Consider the following 4,354-nt stretch of genomic DNA (forward strand, 5'->3'; position numbering starts at 1 on the left):
AAATGGTTCTTCGAGCACACCAAGCGCGGCGACATCGTGCAGGTGCTCAACACGCTCGGGCCGCCGCTGTCGGGCACCGAAGGGCTCGGCGACTGGAACATCCCGTGGGATCAGTGGCACGCCGGCAATGCCAAGGCGTGACACCGATTGGTTACGCCGCATTCGTTATCTAGCAACCTAATTCACGTTCGACACGCCGACTGAGCGCCCCTCCGTTCCAGCGGCCGGTGACGCTTTTAGCCTTATAGGCGTGAATGAAACTCTCGGTCGTCCAACCGAGGTGGGCGTCAGTCGCAATGTCCGCGATCAACTTGCTCTGTTGAGCGGCCATGTCCTGTGGCAAGTGGTCGGTGTCGCCGTCGGTGCAATCGGCTACGCGGCGGAGGCGGGCGGGTTCGAGCTCGAGATGCGCAGAGCCGCCTCGCGCACTCAACGCTGAGCCGAGCGGCCTCGGGCGCGGCACGGCCCCTTTGGGGTGAGTGACGGGACTCGAACCCGCGACATTCAGGATCACAACCTGACGCTCTACCAACTGAACTACACCCACCATTGCCGCCGGCCGCCGAGGCGACCTACAGCGTCGTCGATACTAACTGCTTGAGTCCTCCGCGGGCGAATCCATTTCCTCCGGCGCGGCCGGTTCGACCTCGAGCTCCTCGGCCACGGCTGCGATCTCGCTGGTCGTGGGGCCCGGGGGTGTCACGAACGCGGTGCGCCGGTAGTACTGCAGCTCACGGATGGATTCGTGGATGTCGGCCAGCGCGCGGTGCGACAGACCCTTGGCCGGCTGGCCGTAGTAGATCCGCGGATACCAACGGCGGCACAGCTCCTTGATCGAGCTCACATCGATCATCCGATAGTGCAGATACGAGTCCAGCGCAGGCATGTCGCGAGCGATGAAGCCACGATCGGTGGCGATCGAGTTGCCCGCCAGCGGCGCCGTATTGCCTTGCCTGACGTGTCGACGGATGTAGTCGAGCACCGCCTTCTCGGCTGTCGCGACGTCCACGGTGGACGCCCGCACCTCTTCGATAAGCCCCGAGCGGGTGTGCATCTCGGTCACCACGTCAACCATCGACGACAGCGCCGCATCGTCGGCGTGGATCACCACGTCGACGCCGTCGCCGATAATGTTCAGGTCAGCGTCGGTAACCAGGACGGCGATCTCGATTAACTTGTCTGAGCCCAGGTCCAGGCCGGTCATCTCGCAGTCGATCCACACCAGTTCGTCCCGCACAGCATTCACAGTAGGCAAAGTTAGCTGGCCGCCCTGCAGCCACCCCGCCTGAGCACTACAGCCAGTAAGGTCGTGCGTGATCGAGACCTCGGCACTAGTAGGGGAGAGACAAGCGTCTTATGAGCAGTGAATCGACAGCGAACCCCGCACAGCAGATCGCAGCCGGCTACGCCGTCGAGGGCCAGGCCCTGGAGTTGGGTGCAGTCGTTATCGACGGCAAGACAAACCCGGCCGCACAAATCCGCATCCCGTTGGCCACCGTCAACCGGCATGGTCTGGTGGCCGGCGCGACCGGTACCGGCAAGACCAAGACGCTGCAGGTAATCGCAGAACAACTCTCGGCGGCGGGTGTGCCGGTGCTGATGGCAGACGTCAAGGGCGACCTGTCTGGTCTGTCGCGCCCAGGTGAAAGCAATGACAAGATCACCGGTCGCGCCAAGGAATCCGGCGATGACAACTGGCATGCAACGGCGTTTCCGGTGGACTTCCTGTCGCTGGGAATCAAGGGCATCGGTGTTCCGGTGCGTGCCACGATCGCCAGCTTCGGGCCGATTTTGCTGTCAAAGGTGTTGGGGCTCAACGCTACTCAAGAGTCAACGCTGGGCTTGATCTTCCACTATGCCGAACAGCAGAACTACGAGCTGCTGGACCTGAAAGACCTGCGTGCGGTGATCGGGAAGCTCACCAGCGACGACGGCAAGGCCGATTTGAAGTCGTTGGGCGGCGTCTCCGCGCAAACGGCCGGCGTCATCCTGCGCGCCCTGGTCAATCTGGAAGCCGAAGGCGCCGATACTTTTTTCGGTGAGCCGGAACTAAAGCCCAAGGATTTGTTGCGTTTTGACGACAAGGGCCGCGGGGTCATCTCTCTACTGGAGCTCGGAGCTCAAGCCGCCCGGCCGGTGCTGTTCTCGACTTTCCTGATGTGGGTGCTGTCCGACCTTTTCAGGACCTTGCCTGAAATCGGTGACGTCGACAAACCCAAGCTGGTCTTCTTTTTCGACGAGGCGCACTTGTTGTTCAGCGATGCGTCCAAAGCGTTTCTGGAACAGGTCGAGCAGACGGTCAAGCTGATCCGCTCCAGGGGTGTCGGCGTCTTTTTCTGCACCCAGCTACCCACCGACGTGCCCAACCAGGTGTTGTCGCAGTTGGGAGCTCGCATCCAGCACGCGCTGCGTGCGTTCACGCCCGACGACCAGCGGGCGCTGACCAAGACCGTCCGCACCTACCCGAAAACCGATGTCTACGATCTGGCTTCGGCGTTGACGTCGCTGGGCATCGGCGAGGCAATCGTCACTGTGCTATCGGAACGCGGCGCCCCAACCCCGGTGGCGTGGACCCGACTGCGTTCGCCCCGTTCGCTGATGGCCGCCATCGGTGATGACGCGATCGGCAGTGCGGCCAAAGCCAGCCCACTGCAGGCGGTCTACGGTGAGACCAAGGACCGGGAATCCGCGTACGAGAAGATCGAAGCCGAAAAGGCAAAGGCTCCAGCCGAGCAGCCGGCGGCGGGGAAGTACGCGCGCGAAGCCGCGAAAAAGCCTGGCTGGTTCAGTCGGTTCGTGAACAGCCGCGGCTTCCAGACCTTCCTCAAGGCGCTGGGCACCGAGATCATCCGCAACATGTTCGGCGGCGGCAGCAAACGTCGTCGGTAGATCAGCCGCCCATCTTCTTGTAAAAGCTTCCGACGATCGGTGCGACGATCGCGCGTGGTGCGTACTGGCTTGCCGCCGACATCGCCTTGGACGTCACGCCGGGGACCACGCGCATCTTGTTGCGCGCCAACGCATCTAGCGATTTCTTTGCGGTGTATTCGGTGGAGATCCACAGAAAGTCCGGCACCAGCTTCTCAACGATCGAAGCCTCGGACGCGTCAGGTAGTTCGGTGCGCACCGGGCCCGGGGCCAGCACCGTCACATGCACACCGGTTTTGCGCAGTTCGCCACGCAATGACTCGCTGAACGTGTTCGCGAATGCTTTCGTCGCCGCATAGGTCGCGTTGTAGGGGATCGGTGAATTGCCTGCTGCCGAACCGGAAATCAAGATGCCACCGGCCTTGCGTTCAATCATTCCCGGCAGCACCGCCAGCACCAGGTCGTGTACCGCGACCGCGTTCAGCTGAACCTGAGCCCGCTCCGTCGCGGGATCCAGAGTGGAGACCGGACCGAAGGTGGCGGTACCGGCGTTGGCGCACAGGATCGAGATGTTTCGAGTGGCCAACTCGTCGACCAGTTTTGCGCGTTCGGCCGTGTCGGCAAGGTCGGCGGGACGGACTTCGACGGTGACGCCGTATTTCTCGGTCAGCTTGCCGGCCAGGGTGTTGAGCAGCTCTTCGCGCCGCGCGGTGACGATCAGACTGTGGCCGCGCGCTGCCAATTCGGTGGCCAGTGCTTCGCCGATGTTCTGCGAGGCGCCGGTGACAACGGCACGAGCGTCGGGGCTGGGGGCGGGTACCGGCATGCGCCAATGGTAGACAGACCAACAATGTCTGATTCCGGCAGTAACGATTCGCCCCGATCCCAGCGAGCCCACGCGATGGCGTGGGCACTGTGGGACACCGGTGCGGCCGGCGTGAGCGCCGTCGTGGTGACCTTCGTGTTCTCGGTGTATCTGACCGGCACCGTCGGCAAGGGTTTGCCCGGCGGTGTGCCGCCGGCAAGTTGGCTGGGTCGCGCGCTGGCGATCGCGGGATTGACGATCGCCGTGTTGGCGCCGGTGATCGGTGTGTGGGTCGAAGATGCACGGCGACGGCGAATCGCCCTGACCGTGCTGACCGGAATGGTGGTGGCGCTGGTGAGCGCCATGAGCCTGATTCGTGACCGCCCGCAGTACCTGTGGCCCGGACTGGCGTTGCTTGCTATCGCCGCGGCGTGCGGCGACCTGGCCAGCGTGCCGTACAACGCGATGCTGCGTCAGATTTCGACGCCGCAGAACTCCGGCCGGATCTCGGGATTCGGCTTGGCCGCGGCATTCGTCGGCAGCGTTGGCTTGTTGCTGACCACCTACTTCGGCTGCATCGTCGGTAAGGGCGATACGCGTGGGTTTCTGCAACTGCCCATCAGCGACGGCACGAACGTGCGGGTGGCAATGCTGCTGGCTGCCGGCTGGTTCGTACTGTTC

At 63.4% G+C, this 4,354-nt stretch carries 5 protein-coding genes, 1 tRNA gene and 1 pseudogene; 4 read left to right on the forward strand and 3 right to left on the reverse strand.

Going from position 1 to position 4,354, the window contains the following annotated elements; genetic code table 11:
• A pseudogene (locus VGH54_RS07345) lies at positions 1 to 141 on the forward strand (hypothetical protein); the annotation flags it as partial.
• Positions 142 to 250: 109 nt separating this feature from the next.
• Complete coding sequence (locus tag VGH54_RS07350; RefSeq protein ID WP_331511276.1) at positions 251 to 439, forward strand: hypothetical protein; 189 nt, start codon at positions 251 to 253, stop codon at positions 437 to 439.
• 32 nt (positions 440 to 471) lie between these two features.
• Here VGH54_RS07350 and VGH54_RS07355 read toward each other — a convergent pair.
• A tRNA-His gene (locus VGH54_RS07355) sits at positions 472 to 547 on the reverse strand.
• Between the two features lie 42 nt (positions 548 to 589).
• On the reverse strand, positions 590 to 1,237 hold the full coding sequence (gene orn / locus VGH54_RS07360; protein ID WP_331511277.1) for an oligoribonuclease: 648 nt from the start codon (positions 1,235 to 1,237) through the stop codon (positions 590 to 592).
• Between the two features lie 119 nt (positions 1,238 to 1,356).
• On the opposite strand from orn, the gene VGH54_RS07365 reads away from it, so the two are divergent.
• Positions 1,357 to 2,889, forward strand: a complete 1,533-nt coding sequence (locus VGH54_RS07365) for a helicase HerA-like domain-containing protein (protein ID WP_331511278.1) — start codon at positions 1,357 to 1,359, stop codon at positions 2,887 to 2,889.
• Position 2,890: 1 nt separating this feature from the next.
• Here VGH54_RS07365 and cmrA read toward each other — a convergent pair whose 3' ends face one another.
• A complete protein-coding gene (cmrA, locus tag VGH54_RS07370) occupies positions 2,891 to 3,694 on the reverse strand; it encodes a mycolate reductase (RefSeq protein ID WP_331511279.1) in 804 nt (267 codons plus the stop codon).
• A 75-nt stretch (positions 3,695 to 3,769) separates the two neighbouring features.
• Here cmrA and VGH54_RS07375 point away from each other — a divergent pair.
• On the forward strand, positions 3,770 to 4,354 hold a 585-nt coding region (locus VGH54_RS07375; RefSeq protein WP_414688663.1), incomplete at its 3' end, for an MFS transporter.

Source organism: Mycobacterium sp. (genome assembly GCF_036488105.1).
Taxonomy (GTDB): Bacteria; Actinomycetota; Actinomycetes; order Mycobacteriales; family Mycobacteriaceae; genus Mycobacterium.